The following is a 25,298-nucleotide window of genomic DNA, read 5'->3' on the forward strand; positions in this document are numbered from 1 at the left end:
GTTGTCAGGCTATGGCAGTCACTGACATCAGGAGGTATTCATGAAGATCTTCGTCACCGGCGCGTCCGGATTCGTGGGGTCGGCGGTCGTCCGCGATCTCATCGACAACGGACACGACGTTCTCGGCCTGGCGCGTTCGGACGCCTCGGCCGATGCCCTCGCCGCGGCCGGAGCCGGCGTGCACCGCGGTGACCTGAACGATCCGGAGAGCCTCCGGGCAGGTGCCGACGCCAGCGACGGCGTCATCCACCTGGCGTTCCATCACGACTTCGACAACTTCGCCGATGCCGGAGAACTGGACCGTCGCGCCATCGAGGTCCTCGGCACCACGCTGGCGGGGTCGGACCGTCCGCTCGTCGTCACCTCCGGCATGGCCGGTCAGCCCCCGGGTCGGGCGCTGACCGAGAACGACGAATTCCGACCCGGGCTACCTCGCTTGTCCGAGCCCGCCGCGCTGGCTTTCGCCGACAAGGGGGTGCGGGCCTCGATCGTGCGGCTCTCGCCCACGACGCACGGCGAGGGCGATCACGGCTTCGTGCCGAGGCTGATCCAGATCGCGCGTGAGAAAGGGGTCGCGGCCTACATTGGCGACGGCGCCAACCGCTGGCCGGCCGTGCACCGCCTCGACGCCGCGCCGCTGTTCCGGTTGGCCGTCGAGCAGGCTCCCACCGGGACAGTTCTGCATGCCGTGGCTGAGGAGGGGGTGGCCGGCCGTGACATCGCCACCGCCATCGGCCGCCATCTCGACCTTCCGGTCACTTCGGTTCCCGTCGAGCAGGCCTTCGATCACTTCGGATGGATCGGCGGCATGTTCGCACTCGACATCCCGGCCTCGAGCGCGCTGACGCGGGAGCGATTCGGGTGGGAGCCGACGGGCCCGGTCCTGCTCGACGATTTGGCCCAGGGGCACTACTTCGCGTGAAAACGACTGGTAGACGGCGCTGTTGACAGGCGGAACGGGCGACAGCGCCGTCCTACCGGTACCCTCATGGGCGATTGACGAACGATCGGAGGTCATCCATGGACCTCGTACTGGGTCTCTCGATGACATCGAACGTCGTCCGGTGGGTGCTGGTCGACGGGATCACGGGCGAGGGTGCCCCTGTCGACCGCGGGGCACTGGACATATCCGACGTCGACGCGTTTGACGCCGAGGCGCTGCTGGAAAACGTGCTCGGCGGCGGCGAGTTGCACGCTGTCGGCCTGACCTGGTCGACGGGCGCCGACGCCGTGGCCGCCAAGGTCCGCGCGGCACTCGACGCCGTCGGTGGCGGGGCCCGCGTGGTCGACGTCCCCGACGTCGAGGCCGCCGAGGTCCTGGCCGGCGGCATCGCCGAGATCTCCGACTACAACTTCCTCGTCGTCTGCCTGGTCGAACCCGACGCCGCGCTCATCGCGACCGTGAACGATCAGCGCGTCCGCGCCGAGCGCATCGACCGCATCGACTCCGCCCTGGTCGATCAGGCCAGCTCCGCCGTCCGCAACGCACGTCCGAGCCCCGACGCCGTCTTCGTCCTCGGCTCAGACGTCGACGCCGCCGACGCTCTGGTGACCGTGTTGCGCGGCGAGACCACCCGGCCCGTCTTCACTGCTGCCGAAGCGGATCTCGCGCTGACCCGCGGCGCCGCGTTGGCCGCGGCTCGCACGGTCAACGCCGCGCCTGCGCCGGTTGCGAAACCGCTGCTGTCCCGCGTCGGGGTGCTGTCCTCGGTGCTGGCTGCCGCGGTCGTCGTTTTCGTCGTCTCGTTGTCGCTTGCGCTCGGGCTGCGACTGACCCCCGAGTCGACGGAGCTGAACAACACCGGCGCCGTCGAGCAATCCGTGCGACCCGCCCCGCCTCCGGTGGCACAGCCCGCTGTCGTCCATCCTGCCCCGCCACCGGTTCACGAGACGGTCGCCGCTGCTCCGCCACCCGCCCCTGTGCAGGAGGCTTCGGCCCCTGAGCCGGCGTACGTTCCGCCGGCCCCTGAACCGGAGTACGTCCCGCCGGCCCCCGAACCGGCGTACGTTCCGCCTGCCCCCGAACCGGCGTACGTCCCGCCGGCGCCGCCGGTCTATGTGCCACCACCCGCCCCGGTGTACGCACCGCCGCCGCCCCCGCCGCGGCTGCGCGACCGCATCATCGAAAAGATCCCGCTGCTCAACCGTTTTCACTGATTCGGCTGAAGCGCTCGATTGTCGCTAACAGGCGGGCAGCTCGAGTACTGGTTCCGCGATCGTGACCGAAGTGCGGATGTGACGACCTACTCCCGCCACACCCGTTCGAACGGCAGCCGCCAGGCATTCGGCGCGATCAACTGGTGGATGGCGTTGGGGCCCCAGGTGCCCTGCGGGTACATCTTGACGACGGGCGGATCCTCCAGCAGTGGCTCCGAGCGTTCCCACAGCGACTCGATGCCCTCGGCGGTGGTGAACAGCGTGTGATCGCCACGCATGGCATCGAGGATCAGCCGCTCGTAGGCCTCGAGAACGTCGGCGATCTCGGCGGTTTCCTGGGTCGAGAACTGCATCGACAGCTTCTCCAGCCGCATGCCCGGCCCGGGCCGCTTGCCGTAGAACGACAACGACACCTTCGACGCGTCGGCCAGGTCGAAGGTCAGGTGATCCGGCCCCTGCGCGCCGACGCCAGATCCCGCCGGGAACATGGTCCGCGGTGCTTCTTTGAACGCGATCGAGATGATCCGCTGCCCTTCGGCCATCCGCTTGCCGGTCCGCAGGTAGATCGGCACGCCGGCCCAGCGCCAGTTGTCGATTCCGACCTTGAGCGCGATGAACGTCTCGGTCTCCGAATCCGGCGCCACGCCCTTCTCACTGCGGTAGCCCTGATACTGGCCGCGCACCACCTCGGAGGTGTTGATCGGCAACATCGACCGGAACACCTTGTTCTTCTCTTCGCTGATCGCGCGCGGCTCCAGCGCGGTCGGCGGTTCCATCACGACGAACGCCATCACTTGGAACAAGTGGGTCACCACCATGTCCTTGAAGGCGCCGGTGCTCTCGTAGAAGTTGGCGCGCTGATCCAGGCCGAGGGTTTCGGGGATGTCGATCTGGATGTGGTCGATGAAGTTGCGGTTCCAGATCGGCTCGAAAAGCCCGTTGGCGAACCGGAACGCCAGGATGTTCTGCGCGGCTTCCTTGCCGAGGAAGTGGTCGATGCGGAAGATCTGGGATTCCTTGAATGTCCTGTGCACGAACGCATTCAGCGCGACCGCGCTCTGCAGGTCGGTGCCGAATGGTTTCTCCATGACCACCTTGGAGCGCTTCACGAGGTCGGCTTCTTTGAGCATGGTGATGACCGACTCTGCCGCTTTCGGTGGTACCGACAGATAGTGCAAGCGACGGGCGTCGGGGCCCAGCTCTTCCTCGGCGGTGGCGACGGCCGCGGCCAGCGCTGCCGGGCCTGCGCTCTGCGGGACGTACTGCACCTTGTCGGCGAAGCTCTTCCACTGCTCGTCGGTCGGGTGACGGGTGGCGAATTCGTCGACTGCGGCCTTGGCGTGTTCGAGGAACTGCTCCTTGGTGTAATCCTCCAAAGAGGTCGCCACCACGCGGATGTCGGGGCTGAAGCTCGACTGGTCCAGATACGCCAGCCCCGGGATCAGCTTCCGCTTGGCCAAATCCCCGGTGGCGCCGAACAGCACGATGACGTGCGGCGGCAGCACTTCGCCGTTGGGGCGCGTCGGACGGGAACCGGGTGCGGGGTAGGCGACGGTCTGCGCCTTTTCGGGAGCCACGTTGTGCATCCTGGCAGGCTGGCGTGCACTCATGGCGTCGGTTGGGTTAACTCGCGTAGAGACGGCCTGGCCAAAGGCAGCCTTTCTCTGAATGCATTCACCAAGCTCGGCTATACATTTCGCCTCGAAATTGTTAACCAAATCGACGCGCGATCTGGCTGTGATTCAACCCACAAGCGAGCTACAGTGTGACCGCAACCATAGAAAGGGCGGTCATGGTCGGAGCATTTATTGGCAGTCTCCTGCTGGTGCTGGGCCTCGTCGCAATCGCAGCCGTCGTCGTCGCGGTCGTGATGGGTTTGCCCACGTTGGCCATCACCATCGGCCTCATCTCCGGCGCGTTCTTCGCCGGGCGGGCCGTTTAGGTTCTGAGCCGCTTCCGCAGGCCGGTCGCGCGGACCGCCTGCCGGGTGATGGCCGCGCGTACCTCGGCTTCGGTCCCGACGACGCGCACGCGTGTCTTGGCCCGGGTGACCGCGGTGTAGAGGAGTTCGCGCGTCAGGAGACGCGACTCGATGTCCGGCAGCAGCACGGTCACCTCGTCGGCCTGGCTGCCCTGCGACTTGTGGATCGTCATGGCATGCATGGTCTCCACCTCGGTGAGGCGGCCCGTCGCAAACGATCCGTTGCCGCCCACCGCGACGCGCAGTCCGTCCGGCGTCGCGACGGTGACGCCGGTGTCCCCGTTGTACAGCTTGAGTCCGTAGTCGTTGGCGGTCACCAAGATTGGGCGCCCGACATACCATGACGCCCACAGCGGTTCGCCCGTTTCGTCGGTGAGCCAGCGCTGCACCTGACGGTTCCAGTGCATGACGCCGGCCGGCCCGCGCCGATGCGCGCACAACAGGCGATGCTCGTCGAGAGTTCTCAGCGCCGCCTTCGCATCGCCGAGGATCGCCGCCTGTCGTAGCGTAACGGCATGTGGCACAACGACTTCCCGCAACCGCTCGGTGATGTCGGTGGTCACCCACTCGATGTGCTCGTCACCCGTGGCCAGCACGTGCAGCGCCGCATCGGCGTCACCGACCCGGATCGCCGTCGCGAGCGCGCCGATCGACTTGCCGAACCGATGCGATGTCCGCAACGCCGCCACCCCACGCGATCCCAGCCCCTCGACCAGATCGGCCAGCACCGCACCGGCCTCCACCGACGCCAGCTGATCGGGATCGCCCACTAGCAGCAGGCGGGTCTGCGGCCGCACCGCCTCCAGCAGCCGTGCCATCATCGTCAGTGACACCATCGACGTCTCGTCGACGACGATCACGTCGTGCGGCAACCGATTTCCGCGGTGGTGCCGGAACCGCGACGAGGTGTCCGGCCGCGGACCGAGCAGCCGATGCAGGGTGGTGGCCTGCAACCCGGCCAGTCGTCGGCGGTCGACGAGGTCGAGCCGGTCCACTTCCAACTGCACAGCTTCCTGCAGTCGGGCCGCTGCCTTGCCGGTCGGTGCGGCGAGCGCGATGCGCAGCGACCGGTTACCGGTCAGCGCCGCCTGCTCTGCCAGCAAGGCCAGCAGCCGCGCCACCGTGGTGGTCTTGCCGGTTCCGGGGCCGCCGGTCAAGACCGTCAGGCCATGCGACAGCGCCACCTCCGCGGCTGCCTGCTGCTCGTCGAATCCCGTTGGAAACAGCCGTGATACGTCGGGGACGGCCCCGGGCGGGCGGGTGCCGACGAGCGTCAGCACGTCGTCACGCACCTGTTGTTCCTCGCGCCAGTACCGATCCAGATACAGCTGCTCGTCGAACAGTCGCAGCACCGGCCCGGTGCTCAGCAGCGGGCTCGCGCTCACCGCGGCCAGCCACGTGTCCAGCTCGGGCCACGGCAGATCGGGCAGATCGACCTGCGCAGCCACCGACCGCAGATCCACGCATACCGAACCGGCACGCAGGGCCCGCACCGCCAGCGCAACGGCAAGTGTCACGGAATCGTCGCCCTCGCCGCCCAGCACGGTGAGCCGTCGCGCCACCTGCACATCGGCGGGCTCGAGGATCTCGGCGAAATGATCAAGCATCGAGCAACTCCGACACTGCCACCACGAGCGCGGCGGGCGGCTCCCAGCTGAACACCCCGGCCGGATGGCCATCCACAACGGGGGTCGCGGCCCCGCACATGCCGCGGACGAACAGGTACATCACCCCACCGAGGTGGGTCGCCGGATCGTAACCGGGCAGTCGCCACGTCAGGAACCGGTGCAGCACAACGCTGTACAGCAGGGCCTGCAGCGGATAGTCCGAATGCAGCATGGCCTCGGCCATGCGCTCGCGGGTGTAGTCGGCGGCAGTCAGCTCGGCGTCGCCCGTGCCCAGCCAGTTGGTCTTGTAATCCACCACCACGAAGCGGGATTCGACGCGCAGCACCGCGTCGACCGAACCCGACAGGTATCCACGCAACGGCTGGCTGCCGAGGACTCCGCCGGACAACCGCTGGGCATAAGACGCCATGGGATCGTCGGCGGGCAGATGGGTGCTCAGCAATGCGCCGACATCGGCAAGCCGGGCGAACGTGCCGGCCCGCAGGTCGCCACCGGCCATCGGGAACTCGAAGTCCAATTCCCGCAACCGGTCTCGCAACCCGATATGGCGCAATGTCACGCCGGGAGCCAGCGGGCCCAAGGGAGTGTCGTGCATGGGGACGAGCGCGGCCGCCAACTCGTCGGCGTCGACCTCGACCGGCCAGCGCGCCGAATGCGTCCGCACGTGGCTGGCCAACTCGGCACCGAGGTCGGAGGCGAACGGGTCGGCGGTCTCCAGCACCGCGTGCACCAGCGATCCGAACGCGGCGCCGGTGGGCAGCTTGCCCATCGGTGACGGAACATCGCTGCCGGTGACGGGCGGCACCGCGAGAACATCGTCGACGCCGTCGATCTCATCGTCGAGCTCGGTGACCTCCGGCTCGCTGGTGACACCCGAATCCTCTGCTGCACGAAGCAGACCCGAGTACGACGTCCGCCGCCACGACGTGTCGATGGCGCGGTGGAAGTGCCGGGTGGCCAAGTGCTCGGCCGGCGCCGGTGCCGGCACCGGGGTGAACCCCTCGACGACGGACTCCTCGATCACCGGGCCGCCCGCGGCCTCCCACGCCCGGAGCCGGTCCAGCGCGTCGGCGTCACTGATCTTGACCGGCGTGCACTTGTCCGGCACCGCCGACTCGCCGGGCCGCCGGCCCCGCAGCAGCCGCGACAACCCGCCGTTGGGCTCATCGCGCGACGGCGCCCACCACGCCACCACCTGCGACTGGGCGCGCGTCATCGCCACGTAGGTCAGCCGGCTGTCGTCGGCGGCCGCCTCGGCGCGGCCGGCGCGGGCCACCGCCGGATCGGCACCTCCGATGTGCAGACACCGCACGCCGTCGTCATGGAACAGGATCAGATCCGGTTCGGGCACATAGCGATTGAACGCGAACGGCAGATACACGATCGGATACTGCAGCCCCTTGCTGACCCACACCGTCATGATCTGCACGGCCGCGGCGTCGCTGTCGAGGCGGCGGTTGCGTTCGGTCTCACCGCCACCCTCGGAGCGCTGGGTGCGCAACCAGTCGCGCAGCGCGGGCAGCCCGAACCCTTCCCGGTGCGCGGTATCGCCCAGCAGCTGGGTCATGTGCGCAAGGTCGGTCATCAACCGCTCGCCGCCCTGCCACGCGAGTACACGTCGGCCCATACCGGCCAGCTGGGCGGCCTCGAAGATGGCCGCGACGCCCCGCTCGCGCGCATGGCCGGCCCAGGTGCGCAACGTGTCGGCGATCCGGTCGGTGAGCGCATCCCCGCCCGCGGCAAGGGTTTCCGCGGTCTCGCCGAAGAACATGGTGGCCGCGGCCGCGCGCACCAGCCCGGTGCGGTGCGGCTGGTCGAACGCCTCGAGCAGGTAGAGCCAGTCCTCGGCGGCCTCGGAGTTGAACACGTCGGAATCCCCGGTGTACACCGCGGGGATGCCGGCCGTCAGCAGTGCGGTGTGGCACGCCCTGGCGTCTTTGTGGGTCTCGGTGATGACGGCGATGTCGCGGGCCTGCACCGGCCTGCCGTCGAAGGTCGCCCCGCTGGTCAACAGTGCCCCGATATCGGCGGCCAGATCCCTGCCGATGTGGGTGCGCAGCCGGTCGATCGGAATGGTCTTGGCGTCCTTGCCGTTGCGGCTCACCACTCGCAATCGAAACGGGTCATTGTGTGGTGCACCGGCCAGTCGATGGCCCTGATGGTGGGCCGTCACGTCGTGGACCACGATGTCGGAGCCGCCGAGGTGAGCGCCGCGCAACACCACCTGCAGGCGGTCCACCAGAGCACTGTCGCTGCGCCAGTTGGTGCCCAGCGTCTGTTTGTCCCCGGCGGTCGCGGCGGCCCGCAGGTAGGTGTCGATGTCGCCGCCGCGGAACGCGTAGATGGCCTGCTTGGGGTCACCGATCAGGATCAGGGTGGAATGCCCCGAGAAGGCCCGTTCGATCACCTGCCACTGCACCGGGTCGGTGTCCTGAAATTCGTCGACCATGACGATCGGCCAGCGCTGATGCATGCGTACGCGGGCGGGGGAGTCGGGGTCCACCAACGCGGTGGCCAACCGGGTCAGCAGATCGTCGTAGCCCAGGACGCCGCGACGCCGCTTGCGGATCTCCAACTCGGCCAGCACATCCCGGGCGAAGCTCAGCCGGACGGTGGCCGGTGAATCCGGGTCGGGATCGGTGGGCCGAAGCTCGGTGGCCGGATTGGCCACCACGGTGCGGGCCAGCCGCAGCGCGGCCGCGTAGTCCAGCAGCGGGTGGTCTTTCTGTGCGCCGAACCGCGACAGGTACAGGTCGTCGACGATCTCGCACACCAGGTCGTCGAGGCTCTCCGCCAGCGTCACCCCGGAGTCGCTGTCTCCTGCGACACCAAGGGATTTCAGCACGATCTGGCAGAACTGGTGAGTGGTGTCGATGGTGGCGGCATCGAATCCCGCGAGGGCGTCGCGCAGCCGCTGCCTGCGGGCGTCCTGATCCTCGGCGATCAGGTAGGTCTCCAGATCGTTGCGGGCCCGTGCCGGGTCGGTCAATGCGGCCAGCGCACAGACGATTTGATCGCGGACGCGCTCGCGCAGCTCTTGACTGGCGGCCCGGCCGAACGTGATGAGCAACATCTGATCCAGCGTCGCAGCGCCCTCGGCGATCAGCCGGGTGACCAGGCCGGCCAGCGCGAACGTCTTGCCGGTGCCGGCACTGGCCTCGAGTACCGTCGTGGTGTTGGGGCTCGGTAGCGGCCCGAGCAGATCGAAAACCTTCACCGCGCCGCCCTTTCGGCTCGCAGCATCGGCAACCACAGCCGGGCCGAGTAGGCGCCGAGCCGGTTGGTCTCGCCCGCGACCTCTTCCCCGGGGCGCAGCGGCTGCATGAGATCCCGCAGCCACGCGCCGCGACCCCAGGCCCGCACATGCGCGGGCTGTTGGTCCTCGCCCGGGTAATTGCCACTGCGCCAGCGATATCCGGCGGCCTGCTCGGGATCGTCGCCGGTGTGCCGGGCCACCGCCCACGCGTATGACGTCTTCGCAGGCAGCGGCAACGGCTCCCTGCGGCCCGCGTCGTAGATCCGCACCAGGTCGATCAACAGCTCAACTGCATCGTCCGGGCTGCCCAGCCCCTCGGCGCGGGGCGTCGTCCCGCGCCTGGGGCGGCCGATGCACACGGCTGAGAACTCCCTGTCGGGATACTGGGCGGCCAACGCCAGCAAGGGAATCCACGACTGCAGCAGATGCTTGCCGTCGAGTTTGGAGTAGGTCACCGAGACCAGGCGCTCGCCGAAGACGGGGGACACGGTGCCGGTGAGGCGGCGCCCACCACCCAGGTCGATGTCGACGTCGTAGGCCTGAGAGTCCACGTCGCGGTGGTGCTGTGCTTCGGCAGCCAGCGCCGCGCACTGCTCGCGGATGGCGCCTGCCGTGCGCCAGCCGAGTTGTCCCGGCGGCAGGGTGCCGCGGCGCCACTCGGCCTGCTGCGCATCGGCCGGGGCGAGGCCGCGCAGCATGTCATGCAGCATGCGGTCGCCGACCGTCCACTCCTCCAACGCGTCGATGTCGACGGGCATCACATCCGAGACACCCTCGACCTCCCACGGCAGGGTGTAGTCCAGAGCCCGGAAGAAGCCTTTCACCGGGTCGTTGAAGAAGCTCACGAGATCCGCCAGCACCACGTCGTCAGGGGGTGGCGGCGGCAGCGGATCAGCGAAAAACGCCGGGCGCTCGGCACGTTGGCCGGTGTTGGCTTGTGCGGCCGTCAACGCCGTCGGGTCGAAGGTGAACGGTTCACCGGGCACCATGGCGCCGGGGATGACGTTGCGAATGTCGAACGGCTGCAACGGATGATGCGTCACCACGTCCACCGGCTGCTCGGTGGTGATATCCAGGGTGTCGAGCAGCTCGGCCAGGGGCACCGCGGGTGGGCGGGGTTGCCCGGAGTACTCGTTGGCGCCGGTGTAGGTGACGACGAGCGTCTCGGTGGCCGCGCCGATCGCGTCGAGCAGTAACTGCCGGTCCTCCGAACGGATGTCGCGTTCGCCGGTCACCGGGTCGCGGGCCAGCGCGTCGTCGCCGTCGACCGCGCCAAGGCGGGGGAACACGCCGTCGTCCAAACCGACCAGACACACCACGCGGTGCGGCACCGAGCGCATGGGGACCATGGTGCACACCGTCAGCGTGCCGGTCCGGAAGTTGGCGCGGGTGGGTCGACCGGCCAGGTGCCGCTCCAGCAACGCGCGAATATCGCTCAGCCGCAACGTGGTCGAGGTTTCGGCGGTCGCGAGGATGTCGTCGAATTCGCGCTGTACCTGGGTGCGCGGCCAGTCCTCGTCGTCGAATGCGAGCGCGTCGATGTCGGCGGTCAGTTCGGCCAGCCACTGCGCGAGCGTCTTGGTGCCGCTGAGCCCCCGTACCGCGTTGTGCAGCTTCTCGACGAAGTTGGCGAAACGCCCGGCCAGCTCCACCCGATTGCTGCTGACATCGTCGAGCGGCAGCGTGGTACCCAGCCAGGCGTGCGAATCGTCGGACATCGCGACACCGGCCAGCACCCTGTCGACGCCGAACCGCCAGGTGTTGTGCAGGAAGTCGACGCCGTAGGGGCGACGGTGTTCCTGGTCGAAGCCCCAGCGGATGTTGGCTTCGCGGACCCACGCCGTGACGGCATCCAGATCGTCGTCGGTGAAACCGAACCGGGCCCGCACCGGAGCCGACTCGGCCAGGTTGAGCACCTCGCTCGCACCCGCCCGGCCTCCGGCGAGGGTCAGCAGTCGCGCCGCCACCGCCAACAACGGATTGGTCTGCACCAGCGCACGATCGGCGAGCCGGACCCGCAGCCGGTGCGCGGGATGGGCGCCGTGCACCACGTCGCCGAGCCCGAAGCCCGCGGTGATCAGCGGCGCGTAGGTCTCGATGTCGGGGCACATCACGAGGATGTCGCGCGGCTCAAGCGTCGGATCGTCGGCCAGCAGACCCAGCAGCACCTCGCGCAGCACGTCGATCTGGCGCGCCGGGCCGTGGCAGCTGTGCACTTGCACCGACCGGTCTTCGGGACGGTGCACCCGGCCCTGCGGGCGCACCTCGTCGGCGGCGATATCGGACTGCAACCAGCCCAGCAGGGTTTCGGGATGGCCTGGTGCGCCGAGGAATTCGTCAGTGGCGGGGGTGGGAAGCAGCCGTTGCAGCTCGCGCAGGTCGCGGCCCAGGGTCGCCGACAGCGGGTGGGTGACCGCGCGGTGGCTCGTATCAGTGCGGCGCGGCACCGCGCCCTTCACGGCGGCCAGCGCCTGCCACAGCCGGTCGCTCGGATGCGGCAGCCACAGGTGCAGATCATGGTGCACGGCCAGGGCGTCGAGCAGCTCGATCTCGGTCACCGGTAGCCGGGTGTGCCCGAACAGGGACAGCCGCTCGGGCACATCGCTGGGAGATTCCTGCAGTCGCGCAAGGGTTTTCGCATGCCGAATGTGAGGTGGGTCGGCATCGATGCGAGCCGTGAGCGCCTGCCACAGCGGCTGCTGCCAGGCCAGGTCGTCGGGGATACCCGCCCAGTCGATGAGCAGCTGCGGGCGCTGCCGGGCGTAGGACGCGAAGATCCCGGCGAGCCGCCGCGCCACCGCGTAACGACGGCCCTGCCGCAGCTCGCGTTCCTCACCACCCTCGAACCGCCCCAGATGGGTGGCCAGGGCCGTGCACCATGGCGCCTCCAGGTTTTCGTCGATGACCGCCAGCAGCGGCCACACGAGCGCCTCGGGTGACCATGGATCGTCGTCCTGCGTTCCGGTGATCTCGGCGATCAGCGACCGAGGATTACGGAACCGGACAGCGGCGCAGACGCCGAGCCGGTTGGAGAGCCGTTGGCTCAGCCACCGCTCGACGCCCTTGGCCGGAACCAGCACCAGCTCCTCGGCGAACGGATCGGGCAGTGCGTCAGCCAGCAGAGCGCCCAGCCCGTCGGCGAGCAGGTCCGTGCGCTCAGCCCGGTGCAGATGCAGTGCCATCGCCCCTACCCTATGGCGCGCCACCGACACTGCCGCGCATGGATGATGGTGCCGTGACCCGAGATGAAATCACCGAAGAGATCGTGCTGGCCCGACTCTCCAAGGGGCTGACCTGGCAGCAACTCGCCGACGCCATCGACCGGCCCGTGGTGTGGACCACCTCGGCGCTGCTCGGTCAACATCCGATCCCGCCGGAGCAGGGCAAGGTGCTGGTCGAGATGCTCGGGCTGGACCCGACTGTGGTGCCGGTGCTGGCTGCCGTGCCGATGCGTGGCGGGCTGCCGACCGCGGTGCCGACGGACCCGACCATATACCGCTTCTACGAGGCTCTGCAGGTGTACGGCCCGGCGCTCAAGGAACTGATCCACGAGCAGTTCGGCGACGGCATCATGAGCGCCATCAACTTCAGCGTCGACATCGCCAAGAAGTCCAACCCCGCGGGCGATCGCGTGGTGGTGACCTTCGACGGCAAGTTCCTGCCGTATGACTGGACCGCCGCGGTCGACTAGTTGGGCGCGTTCGGCACCAGAGAGCGCCGACGGCCGCGTGCGTGACGCCACGGCGGGAAATCGGCCGAATTACCGTCACCGCGTTACGTACGCGGAGCTGTCGGTACCCGGGGGCACACTCCCGTCATGGGGGAACCATTCATCGGCAGCGAAGCTCTCGCAGCGGGGCGTCTGACCCGCCACGATCTGCGCACTCGATTTGTTGCCGTACACCAGGACGTTTATGTGGCAAGGGGAACTCGGCCGACGGCGGTGCTTCGGGCCAAGGCGTGCTGGTTGCGGTCACGACGGCATGGAGTGCTGGCGGGGTTCTCGGCGTCGGCCATGCACGGCTCGCGCTGGGTCGACGCCGAGCTCCCGGCATACATCATCGACACCAATCGGCGACCGGCCCGCGCCATCGTCACGTGGAGTGATGCGCTCGAGGACGACGAAATATGCCTGATTGCCGGCATGCGCGTCACCACTGCAGTGCGCACTGCTGTGGATCTGGCCTGCAAGTTCCCCGAGGCAACCGCGGTGCCTGCGATCGACGCGCTGGCCCGAGCGACGAAAATGAAGGTGGCCGATATCGAATTGGCGGCCCAGCGGCACTCTGGTCGCAGGGGTATCAAGCAGGCACGCACCACAATTGCCCTGGTTGACCCGGGCGCGGAATCGCCACGCGAAACGTGGTTGCGGCTCCTGGTCGTGCATGCCGGTTACCCGCCGCCCGAAACGCATGCCGGTTACCCGCCGCCCGAAACGCAGTACCCCATCTACAACGAGTTCGGCGTCCTGATCGGCGAGGTCGACATGGCGTGGCCGGACATGAAGATCGGGCTCGAATATGAAGGTCGCGACCACTTGGATCCCGACCAGCTGCGCAAGGACATTCTGCGCGTCGAGGAGATGACGAGAACCGGCTGGATCGTCATCCGTGTCACGTGCCGCGACGGCAAGGGCGGCATCCTGAAGAGGCTTGCCACGGCCTGGGCCTCGCGTGCGTAACGCCACGGCGGGAAATCGGCCTAATTGCCGCCACTGCGTTACGCACGCGGAGCAGATACGGGCTTATCCCGCGAATTCGGTTGGCAGGCCGTCAATTCCGGCGCGGATGGCGAGGATCGCGTCGGCGCGGGCCTTGAGCTTGCTGCCGACGTGGGCGCCGGCGTTCAGGGTCGTCGACGCTTCGGCGGCCACCTGCTGGGCGCGGGTCAGCACGGCGTCGGGTTCCACGATCTCGTCGAGCCACCCTGCCGCGATTGCGGCGTCGCCCGCGAACGTCGCGGCCATCGATACGCCCCGCTGGAACGCCGCGCGGGTCAAGCGCATCCGCATGATCTCGATCGCGGCGATCGGCAGCGTCATACCGATGGCGACCTCGTTGGCCTGGCAACGGGATTTGGGCGAACCCACCCGGTGATCACCGGAGAGCAGCAGGAACGATCCCATCGCGATCGCCGGTCCGGTCGCGGCCATGATGACCGGGACCGGGAAGGTCAGGCAGCGCAGCGAGAGCTCGAAACCGCCGGCCAGCATGGCCAGTGTCGCTTCGGTGTCGCCCGATGCGAAGACGCTCAGATCGAAGCCGCCGCTGAACACCTTGGCGTTGCCGGCCAGCACGACGGCCTTGGCGCCGTCCTCCACGGTGCGGTCGAGCGCGGCGTTGATTTCGCTCTGCATGGCCGGCGACAGCGCGTTGACCTTGCCATCATCCAGCGTGATGGTCGCGACGGACTCGTTGAGCTCGTAGCTCACCAGGCTGCTCATCGCTCAGATGCTACGGGCGGGCGAATTCAGGCGTTGTGGCGCCCGCGGGGATTGATCAGCTCGGTCTCGGGATCGTCGTCGTCGTAATCCTCGTCGTCGTCCTCGTCGTCGGTGGTCTCGTAGCGGCTCTTCCACCGCTCCCGGACCTCGGCACCGAGTGCGTTGATGCGGTTGATCTCCGAACGCAGCGTTTGCTCGTCGGTTTCCTTGGCCGCGTACTGGAAGTAGTTGAGGACGCCGCGCAGCAGCTCCAGCTTCTGCTTCTCCTGGCGGGCCCGGTCGTGGGTGGTCAGCAATTCCATGCGGTCCACCGGCGGCAGCGTGGCCCAGTCGAGGACGGCGGTGTTGCGGAACTTCTTGCCGGCAGGCTTGCCGCCGGAGGGCGGCTGATCGTAATAGGTGACGGCGCCGTCGAATCGCGACGCGATGGCCTCGCCGAGCTGTTTGCGGTCCAGCGCCGAATCCCACACCATCCGCCATTCCTGCGACGGGGCCAGATAGGGAATCTCCGCGGGCAGATTGAGGGGCACGATGTCGACGTAGTTGTCGTCGTAGGAACTCTCGTACTTGCCGACGGTGGGCGGGTTGGCGAATTCGAAGCGCAGCCCGTAGGCGGGGGTCTGGCCGTAGTTGCGCACGACCAGCTCGACCAGATGCCAGTCGGAGCCGCTGGGCTCCATGAACATCGAGACGTTCGGCTGGGTCAGTTCGGCGCGCTTGTCCCTGGCCTTGAGGTACTGCCGCCACCCGTAGATCAGTGCGGCGACGACGACGGCGATGGCGACCCACGCCGCCAGCGCCGTCCACGCACCGGGATCGAACTCAGCCAACTCGCGCCCCCGATCGGTGATTGAACCCGTGATGCGCATAAAAGTCCCCACCACAGGCTTATATCACGTACGGAAGAGTGCCGGGCCGAACGCGGTCAGCAAAGTTTCAGGAAGCGGCCGCCGTGAGGACGACGGGCGCCTCGGGCTCGGTTTTGACCGGCACGGGCAGCAGTCGCTCGCCGCGCGCCAGCCAGTCGGCATCGGCCCACTCGATGCGGGCCGGCAGGCGCCGCCAGTACTGCGGATGCGCGCGGAGATACAGCTCGACACTGGCGTGCACGGCCGCGTCCAGCGGCGGCCGGACCATGCCGAAGGTCGGGGCGGTACCGGCCAGCGCATCCAGGTCGGTGGGAGTGGACAGGCGCACAGGCACCCGCAGGCCCGCCTCGACGGCGCCGTCGAGCATCCAGTCCATGGCGATGTCGGCGAGCGCCCAGCACGCGCCGGTGCCGCCTGCGATGTCGCAATGCCCGCCGCGGAACCACACCTCGTCGATGGCGCCATCGTCACGCCACGCCGGGCGCAGCGCGTCGATGGCCAGCGCGTGGCGCCCGCTTTCGACATTGGTCAGCGGGGCGGTCCGGCGGCCGGCACCGGGAATCCTGGCAGCATCCCAAAGGCCCAAAAACCTTACGGGAACGGTGCTTTCGGCATTGCCGATCAACTCGGCGGCCAACCCTTTGACATGTTCCCAGTCCTGCGGAGTGCGTGCCGTGCGGGGCAGGGCGTAGGTGGCCAGCGCGTAGCTGACCAGATCGTCGGACCCCTCCGGCAACAACCCCACCGATCCGAGCAGCGCTGCCAGCTCGCGGGCCCGATGGCCGCCGTCCGCGCCGCCGAAAAGGTAGATGGCATCGCCGGGTTCCCAGCAGTCAGCGAGAAAGCGGTAGGCCTCCAGGAGTGCGCTGCGGGCTTCGGTCACCGCGGTGGCGCGACGGCGCCGGGAGAATCTCACGCGCGACGACGTAGCGCCCGAGTGATACCAGCCGAGCTGCTCGTCGTCGATGTCCAGCAACCGGAACAACGCCTCAGTGTTGGTCGCGTCTCGGGGACCGGGACGCTCATCTGTGTGGTCGAAACACAGCACTATGTTTTTCACAACGACCCCCGACCGAACAAACGAGGAAGACTGCTCAATCAGTTTGCCGGGGTATCGATACGGTGTCCTGAGTATTGCGCTACTCTATTTGCCCATTCACGCGGGTTTTTGCGTATGCAACGGTATTGCCGACGAAGTCGGCTACAGCACCGCGACATGCAGGAAAGTTCCGTGCAGCCCGGTCGGGAAGCCGCTCAGATCCGTGCTCGGCGAGCCTTGCAGGCGGCCGTCAGCCACCCATCAGCGAGCGCCACTGCTGCAGGTCCGAAGCGCGGTACACGTAGTTGCTGCGCTTGACCTCGGCCAGTGGCGCGCTGGGCTCGGCCGAGTACCAGTGGCCGGGAAACACCGTCGGGTCGCCGGGCAACTGGGCCAGCGCTTGCAGGCTGCGGAACATGTCGTCGACGTTGCCGCCAGGAAAGTCGGTGCGGCCACAGCCCTCGAGGAACAGCGTGTCGCCGGCGACCAGCCGCCCGTCGAGCAGGAAGCACTGACTGCCGGGGGTGTGGCCGGGTGTGTGCAGCAATTCGATGTCGACGGCGCCGACGCTGACCTTGTCGCCGTGCTGGTGGCGGGTCAGGCTGCTCAGCTGGATGCCGGTGACGCGCGAAACCCAGTCGGCCTCATGGGTATTGACGTGCACGGGCACCTCGATGCGGTCCAGCAGTTCGGCCAGGCCCTTGAGCTCGAAGCCCATCATCGACCCGCCGACGTGGTCGGGGTGATGGTGGGTGACCAGCACGCCCGCCAAGCGCATGCCGTCGGCTTCCAGTGCGTCGACCAGATCGTCCGCGGCGTAGGCGGGGTCGACCACCAGGGCCTCGCCGGTCTCGCGGTCGCCGATCAGATAGGCGAAATTGCGCATCTGCTGGGCGATCATGTCGTCCGCGGCGAAGTCGCGGCCGGACAACAGCTGCTTGAAGTAGAGGCGGTCCTGAGGCATCTGCCCATCATTGCAGGTCAAAAAACCGCACGTCACGCGGTGTTTAAGAGCACAGCGCTAAAAGTCGCATGGTGAATGCGGAATTTAATAGCGTCAAGCCATGCAACTCACCCGGTTCACCGACCTGGGCCTGCGCACGCTGATGCTGCTGGCCTCGGCGGAGTCGGCCGGCCGCCGGGTCACCACGCGCACCATCGCGGTGAGCGCCAACGCGTCCGAACATCACGTCGCCAAGGCCGTATCGAGGCTGGCGGAGCTCGGCATGGTGCACGCCCGGCGTGGCCGGGTCGGGGGCCTGGTGCTGACCGAGGCGGGCCGTACGGCATCGATCGGCGCGCTGGTACGTGAACTCGAAGGCGACCGCGAGGTCATCGAATGCGGCGGCGACAACCCGTGCCCGTTGATCGCCGCATGCCGGCTGCGCCGCGCGCTGGCCGAGGCCAAAGCGGCGTTCTACGCCGAACTCGACCGCTACACGGTCGCCGATCTGTCTGGAGGCATCGGCTTTTCGGCCGGCCTCCCGATTGTTCTGCAACTCACCGGAGAAAGGACCCAATGATGACCGTCACCACGCCCGAACCCTCAGCCGTAAGGGTCGAGCTCGAGCCGCACCACGCCGAGATCGTCACGGCGACACTGCCGCTGATCGGTGCCCACATCGACGAGATCACCACGGAGTTCTACCGCCGGCTGTTCGGCAGCCATCCGGCGCTGTTGCGCAACTTGTTCAACCGCGGCAACCAGGCGCAGGGATCGCAGCAGCGCGCGCTGGCCGCGTCGATCGCGACGTTCGCCACACATCTGGTCGACCCGGCGCTGCCGCATCCGGCCGAACTGCTGTCGCGGATCGGGCACAAGCACGCGTCGCTGGGTGTGACCGCCGACCTGTACCCGGTAGTCCACGAGAATCTGTTCGCGGCGATCGTCGACGTGCTGGGCGCCGAGACGGTGACGGCCGAGGTGGCCGAAGCCTGGGACCGCGTGTACTGGATCATGGCCGACACGCTCATCGAGCTGGAGAACGGGCTTTACTCCGACGCGGGTGTCGAGTCCGGGAACGTGTTCCGCCGGCTGCGGGTGGTCTCGCGCGTCGACGACCCGTCGGGCGCCGTGCTTGTCACGGTCCGCTCCGATGCGCCCGTGAATTTCCTTCCAGGACAATATGTTTCGGTGGGTGTGACGCTGCCCGACGGCGCCCGTCAGCTGCGGCAGTACAGCCTCGTCAACGACGCCGGAACCACCGATCTGACCTTCGCGGTGAAGCCGGTCGACGGGACCTCGGCCCAGCCCGCAGGTGAGGTGTCGAACTGGATTCGCGCCAACCTGTGCGTCGGAGATCTGCTCGACGTCACCGTACCGTTCGGCGACCTGCATGCGTCCGGTGCCGAGGGCAAGGCGCTGGTGCTGATCTCGGCGGGCATCGGCATCACCCTGATGATCGGGATCCTTGAGCACGTCGCCGCCGAGCGGCCGGAGACCCACGTGCGGGTGCTGCACGCGGATCGCAGCGACACCAGTCATCCGCTGCGGGAACGCCAGCACGAGCTGGTCGAGGCATTGCCCAACGCCGTCCTCGACGTCTGGTACGAGGACGGCATCACCGCGGGCACCCCCGGCGTGCACCCGGGCCTGCTGAACCTGGCGGGTATCGAACTGCCGGCGGACGCCGAGATCTACCTGTGCGGTGGCGCGGGCTTCGTCGCGGCCGTACGGAGCCAGCTGAGCGAGCGGGGGATCGGCCTTGAGCGGGTGCACTGCGAGTTGTTCGCGCCCAACGATTGGCTGCTCGACTGACCGCCGGCGCCGAAAAAGCCTCCCGGCAGCCGTGTTGACCAGCGGTTTGGTGCGGCTGCCGGGGAGGCTGTACCCTCTTTAAGGCCCACGGCTTACAGCCGCGGGCCGAAGTAGGTAGGCCCCCTTAGCTCAGTCGGCAGAGCGTTTCCATGGTAAGGAAAAGGTCAACGGTTCGATTCCGTTAGGGGGCTCGGTGGTCGCGGAGCGATGCCCGTGCCTATCGGGGCGGTGTAGCTCAGCTGGTTAGAGCGCACGACTCATAATCGTGAGGTCGGGGGATCGAGCCCCCCCACCGCTACAGGGACAAGTAAGACGTGAAAGAGGGCAGCTGACGTGGCGTCGAGTACGGACGTTCGGCCGAAGATCACTTTGGCCTGCGAGGTGTGCAAGCACCGTAATTACATCACCAAGAAGAACCGCCGCAACGACCCCGACCGGCTGGAAATCAAGAAGTTCTGCCCGAACTGCGGACACCACCAGCCGCACAAAGAGTCGCGGTAGCCCAACGCTCGTGGCTCTATCGTCGAAGCTCGTCGGGAAGCATTTTCGTTATCCCGAGCACTACGAGGTCGGTCGCGAGAAAATTCGGGAGCACGCGCTCGCCGTCAAGAACGACGAAGCGTACTTTCACGACGAGAAGGCCGCGGCTGAACTTGGGCACACCAAGCTGCCTGCGGCGCTGACCTTCATCTGCATTTTCGGCTACCAGGCGCAATTGGCGTTCTTGAACGACGCCAAGATCGCCGTCGAGGACGCCCAGATCGTCCAGGTCGACCAGGCATTGAAGTTCCTCAAGCCGATCTTCGCGGGTGACAAGCTCTACGCGGATGTCTACGTGGACTCGGTTCGGCAGGCGCACGGCACCGATCTCATCGTGTTCAAGACCATCATCACCGATGACGCCGGTGACGTTGTGCAGGAGACCTTTACGGCCCTTGCGGGCCGCACGGGCGAAGATGGAGAGGGCTTTACTGATGGCGCTGCGTGAGTTCAGTTCGGTCAAGGTCGGGGACACGCTTCCGGAGAAGGTCATCCCGTTGACCCGTAGTGACCTGGTCAACTACGCGGGTGTTTCCGGCGACCTGAACCCGATCCACTGGGACGACGAGATCGCCAAGCAGGTCGGCCTCGACACCGCGATCGCGCACGGCATGCTCACCATGGGCCTCGGCGGCGGCTACGTCACCTCCTGGGTCGGCGATCCCGCCGCGGTGAAGGAGTACAACGTCCGGTTCACCGCAGTGGTACCGGTGCCCAACGACGGCGTCGGCGCGGAGATCGTCTTCAACGGCCGGATCAAGTCCGTCGACCCCGAGGACAAGCTGGTCACCATCGCCATCTCGGCCACCACCGGCGGGAAGAAGATCTTCGGGCGCGCTGTCGCCACCGCACAACTGGCTTAGGGAGGTTGGGGGCATGGCTCTCAAGACCGATATCCGCGGCATGGTCTGGAAATACCCGGACCCGTTCCTGATCGGCCGTGAGCAGATCCGCCAGTACGCCAAGGCGGTGAAGGCCTTCGACCCGGCCAGTCACGACGAGGCGGCCGCGGCCGAACTGGGTCACGACGCACTGGTCGCACCGCTGACCTTCGCCTCGACTCTTGCGCTTCTGGTTCAGCAGCATTTCTTCAAGCACGTCGACGTCGGCATGGAGACCATGCAGATCGTCCAGGTGGATCAGAAGTTCGTCTACCGCAGGCCGCTCAAGGCCGGCGACCAGCTGCACGCCGTCATGGAGATCAAATCGGTCGACGAACGGTTCGGCGCGGACATCGTCGTCACCCACAACGTCTGCACCGACGACGACGGTGAGATCGTGCTGGAGGCCTTCACGACGATGATGGGTCACGAAGGCGACCATTCCATCCAGGTCAAGTGGGATCCGGAAACCGGCCAGGTCATCCGCAAGGCAGTCGGGGAATAGCCGGGTGGCCGACGCGATTGGTGGTTGATACCCACGCCGGGGTACACTCGGCTCTCGGGGTTTTTCCCATTTCAGCGCGCTGTCCGTCGGCTTGATCGAGCGAACGGGGAGCGCGCGAATTGTGTGAGCCCCGGACGAAAGACGTGATGACGAGGTAAAACCTTGCCATCGCTGAAGGGGCGTAGCTCAACTGGCAGAGCAGCGGTCTCCAAAACCGCAGGTTGCAGGTTCAAGTCCTGTCGCCCCTGCTCAACTGAATATTCGACAAGGTGTGGACACTGGAAGGTGACCACGCAACCAGGATGAAAGGCATGCGGTGAGCGACGAGCGCGAAGGTGCCGGCTCCGCAGACGACACTGGGACCGACGCCCATGGCTCCGGCGACAACCACGGTCAGACCGCGGTTGTGACCAGGCCGCTGCGCCCGACCGGTAAGCGGTCCCGCCGTGGAGTGCCCAGCGAGGCTGAGGGCGACGAGACCGACAGCGGTGAGGACACCGCCGAGTCGAAGGATGCCGCCAAGAACGGCTCCGGCAAGGCCAAGAAGACCAAGAAGGCTGCCGGCGGGCCGTCGCGCAATCCGATCATGTTCGTCATCAACTACCTCAAGCAGGTTGTTGCCGAACTTCGGAAGGTGATCTGGCCCAACCGCAAGCAGATGGTCAGCTACACCTCGGTGGTGCTGGTCTTCCTGGCGTTCATGGTCGCGCTGATTTCAGGTGTGGACCTGGGCCTGGCGCGGCTGGTGTCGCTGGTGTTCGGCACCTGACCCGGAATTTGAGAGAGGACTGACAACGTGACCACGTTCGACGGCGACGAGACGTTCGCCGACGAGACCGTCAGTGTCGAAGACGGTGGAGATGCCGTTGTGGCGGAGACCGTCGACGAAACAGTCGAAGAGACCACGGGTGGTGAGGACACCGCCGACGGCGACGCCGAGGAGGCTGTCGCCGACGAAGAGCCTGCGGCCGACGAGGACGCTCCGGCTGCCGAGGAAGCTCCCGCGGCCGACGAAGACGAAGACCCGGCTGTCGCACTCAAGAAGGACCTGCGTCTGCGGCCCGGCGACTGGTACGTGATCCACTCTTACGCCGGTTACGAGAACAAGGTGAAGGCCAACCTCGAGACCCGCGTTCAGAACCTCGACGTCGGCGACTACATCTTCCAGGTGGAAGTGCCCACCGAAGAGGTCACCGAGATCAAGAACGGCCAGCGCAAGCAGGTCAACCGCAAGGTGCTGCCGGGCTACATCCTGGTGCGCATGGAACTCAACGACGAGTCGTGGGGCGCGGTGCGCAACACCCCGGGTGTCACGGGCTTCGTCGGTGCCACCTCGCGGCCGTCCCCGCTGGCGCTCGACGACGTCGTGAAGTTCCTGCTGCCGCAGGGTGCCGCCAAGAAGGCCGCGGCCGGCAAGGCACCCGCTGCTGCTGCCGCCGCCTCCACCGAGGCCACGCTGGAGCGTCCGGAGATCCTGGTCGACTTCGAGGTCGGCGAGTCCGTCACCGTCATGGACGGTCCGTTCGCGACGCTGCCCGCCTCCATCAGCGAGGTCAACGCCGAACAGCAGAAGCTCAAGGTGCTGGTGTCCATCTTCGGCCGCGAAACACCTGTCGAACTGACCTTCACCCAGGTCGCCAAGATTTAGCCGGTAACGGCTAGAACAGCGGGCGCGGCACGCGCCCTCGGATAAGCGAGTAAGGAACACCACAGCATGGCCCCGAAGAAGAAGGTCGCCGGGCTCATCAAGCTGCAGATCCAGGCCGGGCAGGCCAACCCTGCCCCGCCGGTTGGCCCTGCGCTTGGTCAGCACGGCGTCAACATCATGGAGTTCTGCAAGGCGTACAACGCCGCGACCGAGTCGCAGCGCGGCAACGTCATCCCCGTGGAGATCACCGTCTACGAGGACCGCAGCTTCACGTTCGCCCTCAAGACCCCGCCCGCCGCTCGGCTGCTGCTCAAGGCTGCCGGCGTGCCCAAGGGTTCGGGTGAACCGCACAAGACCAAGGTCGCCAAGGTGAGCTGGGATCAGGTGCGCGAGATCGCCGAGACCAAGAAGGCCGATCTCAATGCCAACGACATCGACGCCGCGGCGAAGATCATCGCAGGCACCGCCCGCTCGATGGGCATCACCGTCGAGTAGCTCGACAGCAAGCACTGCGTGGGAGAGCTGGCATCGGCTCGCAACCACAACTTCTGAACCAAGGAGACTCAATGAGCAAGAACAGCAAGGCATATCGCGAAGCGGCCGAAAAGGTCGACAGGGACAAGCTCTACACGCCGCTCGAGGCCGCGAAGCTGGCCAAGGAGACGTCGTCCAAGAAGCAGGACGCCACCGTCGAGGTGGCCATCCGCCTGGGCGTCGACCCCCGCAAGGCGGACCAGATGGTCCGCGGCACCGTCAACCTGCCGCACGGCACCGGTAAGACCGCGCGCGTCGCGGTGTTCGCCGTGGGGGAGAAGGCCGAGCAGGCTGTTGCCGCCGGCGCTGACGTGGTCGGCAGCGACGACCTGATCGAGAAGATCCAGGGCGGCTTCCTGGACTTCGACGCCGCGATCGCCACTCCGGACCAGATGGCCAAGGTCGGTCGGATCGCTCGCGTGCTGGGCCCGCGCGGGCTGATGCCGAACCCCAAGACCGGCACCGTCACCCCGGATGTCGCCAAGGCCGTTCAGGACATCAAGGGCGGCAAGATCAACTTCCGCGTCGACAAGCAGGCCAACCTGCACTTCATCATCGGCAAGGCGTCCTTCGACGAGGCCAAGCTGGCCGAGAACTACGGCGCCGCGCTCGACGAGGTGCTGCGCGCCAAGCCGTCGTCCTCGAAGGGTCGTTACCTCAAGAAGGTGACCGTCTCCACCACCACGGGCCCGGGCATCCCGGTCGACCCGGCGGTGACCCGGAACTTCACCGAGGCGTAATTTTCTCCCTGCGCGAGCAGACACAAAAGTCCCCCGACACGCCGTTGTCGGGGGACTTTTGTGTCTGTTGGGCAGTGCTGGGCAGTCAACACTCGGTGATGCGGCGACGCAGGAACGCCGCGGCCGGTGCTGAGACGTTGTCACTCTCCAGCGCGATCCCGTACCAGTGCTTGGCGTCTCGGCTGCGTCCGGCGCGGCGCAGCAGATCCGCCCGGATCGAGGCGACAAGGTTGGAGCGGGCCAGCCGTGGATCGTCCGCCACCTCGTCGAGCGCTGCCAGCCCGGCGTCGAAGCCGTCGCGAAACGCAACGGCCACAGCGCGATTGGCGCGTACCACCGGGGATTCGCCGAGCTCGAGCAGCCGGTCGTAGGCCTGGCAGATGACGGACCAATCGGTGAGCTGCCAGCTCGGTGCGGTGGCGTGCAGGGCCGCGATCACCGCCTGCGGCAGATAGGGTCCGGCCGCTCCTTCGGCGAGCCGCAGCTGATCCAGGCCGCGCGCGATACGGCCACGGTCCCAACGGTTTCGGTCCTGCTCGTCGAGCGGCACCAGTGCGCCCTCGTCGTCCACTCGGGTCTGCCGACGCGAATCATGCAGCAGGACAAGGGCGGCCAATGCGTGCGCGTCCCGGTCCGCAGGCAGTAGCGAACACAATTCACCGGCCAGTCGCACACCCTCGTCGCACAGCTCGTCCCGAATAGCCGACGGGCCGCCGCTGGACCAGTAGCCCTCGGTGAATACCGAATAGACGCAGGCCATCACGTGCGGCGTGCGTTCGGGCAGTAGCTCCGGCGGCGGCACTCGCAACGGGATATTCGCCTGGCGGATCTTGTGTTTGGCGCGGGTGAGCCGTTGGCCTACCGCAGCCTCGGACTGCAGCACCGCCCGGGCGATCTCGGCCACCGTGAGCCCGGAGATCAGCCGAAGCGTGAGAGCCAACTGCGAGGCCCGGTCGAGTGCCGGATGGGCGCAGGTGAACATCATCCGCAATTCGTCGTCGCGAACGGGATGCAGTTCGCTCGCCCCGGTGCCATATCCCGTCGCCCCGCCCCGTGCCTCGTACACTGCGGCCAATTCCTTTCCCGCACGCGATGATTCACGCTGCAGGCGGTCGAGGGCCCGGTTGCGTGCGACGGTCGTCAACCACGCGCCCGGATTGGCCGGCATCCCGTCGGCCGGCCAGCTCTGCAGCGCCTGCGCGCAGGCGTCCTGGACGGCGTCTTCGGCGACACCGAGATCGCCGGACCACCGCGCGATGGTGGCCACGGCGGGGCCCCACTCCCGCCGGAAGACGCCGTCCAGCTGGGACACCGGGGGA

The 25,298-nt window shown here is 67.4% G+C and carries 24 protein-coding genes and 3 tRNA genes; 18 read left to right on the forward strand and 9 right to left on the reverse strand.

The annotated features are described in order from the left end of the window. Nucleotides 1–40: 40 nt before the first annotated feature. A complete protein-coding gene (locus RMCB_RS14110; RefSeq protein WP_062829257.1) occupies nucleotides 41–922 on the forward strand; it encodes an SDR family oxidoreductase in 882 nt (293 codons plus the stop codon). Nucleotides 923–1,020: 98 nt separating this feature from the next. Next, entirely contained in the window at nucleotides 1,021–2,157 is a 1,137-nt protein-coding gene (locus RMCB_RS14115) for a DUF7159 family protein (protein ID WP_062829258.1), read from the forward strand. An 86-nt stretch (nucleotides 2,158–2,243) separates the two neighbouring features. On the opposite strand, the gene zwf is transcribed toward RMCB_RS14115, so the two are convergent. Beyond that, complete coding sequence (zwf, locus tag RMCB_RS14120; RefSeq protein ID WP_062829259.1) at nucleotides 2,244–3,743, reverse strand: glucose-6-phosphate dehydrogenase; 1,500 nt, start codon at nucleotides 3,741–3,743, stop codon at nucleotides 2,244–2,246. A 206-nt stretch (nucleotides 3,744–3,949) separates the two neighbouring features. Between zwf and RMCB_RS14125 the strand changes: the two genes are divergently transcribed. Continuing rightward, complete coding sequence (locus RMCB_RS14125; protein WP_087074512.1) at nucleotides 3,950–4,099, forward strand: hypothetical protein; 150 nt, start codon at nucleotides 3,950–3,952, stop codon at nucleotides 4,097–4,099. Here RMCB_RS14125 and recD read toward each other — a convergent pair. The 3 genes from recD to recC are packed head-to-tail and all read right to left on the reverse strand — an operon-like array spanning nucleotide 4,096 to nucleotide 12,204. Continuing rightward, nucleotides 4,096–5,745 carry an exodeoxyribonuclease V subunit alpha gene (gene recD / locus RMCB_RS14130; RefSeq protein WP_062829260.1) on the reverse strand — a complete coding sequence of 550 codons (1,650 nt, stop codon included), beginning with the start codon at nucleotides 5,743–5,745 and terminating at the stop codon, nucleotides 4,096–4,098. The genes RMCB_RS14125 and recD overlap by 4 nt on opposite strands. After that, nucleotides 5,738–8,983 (reverse strand): exodeoxyribonuclease V subunit beta, encoded by a 3,246-nt coding sequence (gene recB, locus RMCB_RS14135; RefSeq protein ID WP_062829541.1) that lies wholly within the window; start codon nucleotides 8,981–8,983, stop codon nucleotides 5,738–5,740. The genes recD and recB overlap by 8 nt, the downstream gene beginning before the upstream one ends. Further along, complete coding sequence (gene recC, locus RMCB_RS14140) at nucleotides 8,980–12,204, reverse strand: exodeoxyribonuclease V subunit gamma (protein ID WP_062829261.1); 3,225 nt, start codon at nucleotides 12,202–12,204, stop codon at nucleotides 8,980–8,982. The genes recB and recC overlap by 4 nt, the downstream gene beginning before the upstream one ends. A gap of 53 nt (nucleotides 12,205–12,257) precedes the next feature. On the opposite strand from recC, the gene cynS reads away from it, so the two are divergent. After that, nucleotides 12,258–12,713, forward strand: a complete 456-nt coding sequence (gene cynS, locus RMCB_RS14145) for a cyanase (protein ID WP_062829542.1) — start codon at nucleotides 12,258–12,260, stop codon at nucleotides 12,711–12,713. 126 nt (nucleotides 12,714–12,839) lie between these two features. Beyond that, nucleotides 12,840–13,703 (forward strand): putative endonuclease domain-containing protein, encoded by an 864-nt coding sequence (locus RMCB_RS14150; protein ID WP_062829262.1) that lies wholly within the window; start codon nucleotides 12,840–12,842, stop codon nucleotides 13,701–13,703. Between the two features lie 63 nt (nucleotides 13,704–13,766). Here the strand turns inward: RMCB_RS14150 and RMCB_RS14155 are convergent, their stop codons facing one another. The 4 genes from RMCB_RS14155 to RMCB_RS14170 all read right to left on the reverse strand — a co-directional run bounded on the left by RMCB_RS14155 (nucleotide 13,767) and on the right by RMCB_RS14170 (nucleotide 17,337). Continuing rightward, entirely contained in the window at nucleotides 13,767–14,465 is a 699-nt protein-coding gene (locus RMCB_RS14155) for a crotonase/enoyl-CoA hydratase family protein (RefSeq protein ID WP_062829263.1), read from the reverse strand. Nucleotides 14,466–14,491: 26 nt separating this feature from the next. Then, entirely contained in the window at nucleotides 14,492–15,334 is an 843-nt protein-coding gene (locus RMCB_RS14160) for a DUF8453 domain-containing protein (protein WP_062829264.1), read from the reverse strand. Nucleotides 15,335–15,401: 67 nt separating this feature from the next. Next, entirely contained in the window at nucleotides 15,402–16,394 is a 993-nt protein-coding gene (locus RMCB_RS14165) for a phospholipase effector Tle1 domain-containing protein (protein WP_062829265.1), read from the reverse strand. Between the two features lie 229 nt (nucleotides 16,395–16,623). Next, nucleotides 16,624–17,337, reverse strand: coding sequence for an MBL fold metallo-hydrolase (locus RMCB_RS14170; RefSeq protein WP_062829266.1), 714 nt, complete (start codon nucleotides 17,335–17,337; stop codon nucleotides 16,624–16,626). A 100-nt stretch (nucleotides 17,338–17,437) separates the two neighbouring features. Here RMCB_RS14170 and RMCB_RS14175 point away from each other — a divergent pair, with 100 nt between their 5' ends. The 13 genes from RMCB_RS14175 to rplA all read left to right on the forward strand — a co-directional run bounded on the left by RMCB_RS14175 (nucleotide 17,438) and on the right by rplA (nucleotide 23,979). After that, on the forward strand, nucleotides 17,438–17,896 hold the full coding sequence (locus RMCB_RS14175) for an RrF2 family transcriptional regulator (RefSeq protein WP_062829267.1): 459 nt from the start codon (nucleotides 17,438–17,440) through the stop codon (nucleotides 17,894–17,896). Next, on the forward strand, nucleotides 17,896–19,131 hold the full coding sequence (locus RMCB_RS14180) for a globin domain-containing protein (protein WP_062829268.1): 1,236 nt from the start codon (nucleotides 17,896–17,898) through the stop codon (nucleotides 19,129–19,131). Before RMCB_RS14175 ends, RMCB_RS14180 begins: the two co-directional genes overlap by 1 nt. Before the next feature lie 118 nt (nucleotides 19,132–19,249). Then, nucleotides 19,250–19,322 (forward strand) — tRNA-Thr (locus tag RMCB_RS14185). Nucleotides 19,323–19,355: 33 nt separating this feature from the next. After that, a tRNA-Met gene (locus RMCB_RS14190) sits at nucleotides 19,356–19,429 on the forward strand. 35 nt (nucleotides 19,430–19,464) lie between these two features. Then, nucleotides 19,465–19,632: a 50S ribosomal protein L33 gene (gene rpmG, locus RMCB_RS14195; RefSeq protein ID WP_023985310.1), complete on the forward strand. Its 168-nt coding sequence runs from the start codon at nucleotides 19,465–19,467 to the stop codon at nucleotides 19,630–19,632. A 10-nt stretch (nucleotides 19,633–19,642) separates the two neighbouring features. Next, complete coding sequence (hadA, locus tag RMCB_RS14200) at nucleotides 19,643–20,119, forward strand: (3R)-hydroxyacyl-ACP dehydratase subunit HadA (RefSeq protein ID WP_062829269.1); 477 nt, start codon at nucleotides 19,643–19,645, stop codon at nucleotides 20,117–20,119. Beyond that, nucleotides 20,106–20,534, forward strand: a complete 429-nt coding sequence (gene hadB, locus RMCB_RS14205; RefSeq protein ID WP_029368128.1) for a (3R)-hydroxyacyl-ACP dehydratase subunit HadB — start codon at nucleotides 20,106–20,108, stop codon at nucleotides 20,532–20,534. The genes hadA and hadB overlap by 14 nt, the downstream gene beginning before the upstream one ends. A gap of 13 nt (nucleotides 20,535–20,547) precedes the next feature. Continuing rightward, nucleotides 20,548–21,057: a (3R)-hydroxyacyl-ACP dehydratase subunit HadC gene (gene hadC / locus RMCB_RS14210; RefSeq protein ID WP_062829270.1), complete on the forward strand. Its 510-nt coding sequence runs from the start codon at nucleotides 20,548–20,550 to the stop codon at nucleotides 21,055–21,057. A gap of 175 nt (nucleotides 21,058–21,232) precedes the next feature. After that, nucleotides 21,233–21,305 (forward strand) — tRNA-Trp (locus tag RMCB_RS14215). 68 nt (nucleotides 21,306–21,373) lie between these two features. After that, nucleotides 21,374–21,826, forward strand: a complete 453-nt coding sequence (gene secE, locus RMCB_RS14220; protein ID WP_029368125.1) for a preprotein translocase subunit SecE — start codon at nucleotides 21,374–21,376, stop codon at nucleotides 21,824–21,826. 27 nt (nucleotides 21,827–21,853) lie between these two features. Beyond that, nucleotides 21,854–22,705 (forward strand): transcription termination/antitermination protein NusG, encoded by an 852-nt coding sequence (gene nusG, locus RMCB_RS14225; protein WP_029368124.1) that lies wholly within the window; start codon nucleotides 21,854–21,856, stop codon nucleotides 22,703–22,705. A gap of 66 nt (nucleotides 22,706–22,771) precedes the next feature. After that, nucleotides 22,772–23,200, forward strand: coding sequence for a 50S ribosomal protein L11 (rplK, locus tag RMCB_RS14230; RefSeq protein WP_018598681.1), 429 nt, complete (start codon nucleotides 22,772–22,774; stop codon nucleotides 23,198–23,200). A gap of 71 nt (nucleotides 23,201–23,271) precedes the next feature. Further along, on the forward strand, nucleotides 23,272–23,979 hold the full coding sequence (gene rplA, locus RMCB_RS14235) for a 50S ribosomal protein L1 (protein ID WP_029368123.1): 708 nt from the start codon (nucleotides 23,272–23,274) through the stop codon (nucleotides 23,977–23,979). A gap of 85 nt (nucleotides 23,980–24,064) precedes the next feature. Here the strand turns inward: rplA and RMCB_RS14240 are convergent, their stop codons facing one another. Further along, nucleotides 24,065–25,291 carry an RNA polymerase sigma factor gene (locus RMCB_RS14240; RefSeq protein ID WP_062829271.1) on the reverse strand — a complete coding sequence of 409 codons (1,227 nt, stop codon included), beginning with the start codon at nucleotides 25,289–25,291 and terminating at the stop codon, nucleotides 24,065–24,067. Nucleotides 25,292–25,298 lie beyond the last annotated feature (7 nt).

This window comes from Mycolicibacterium brisbanense (assembly GCF_001570425.1).
Taxonomy (GTDB): Bacteria; Actinomycetota; Actinomycetes; order Mycobacteriales; family Mycobacteriaceae; genus Mycobacterium; species Mycobacterium brisbanense.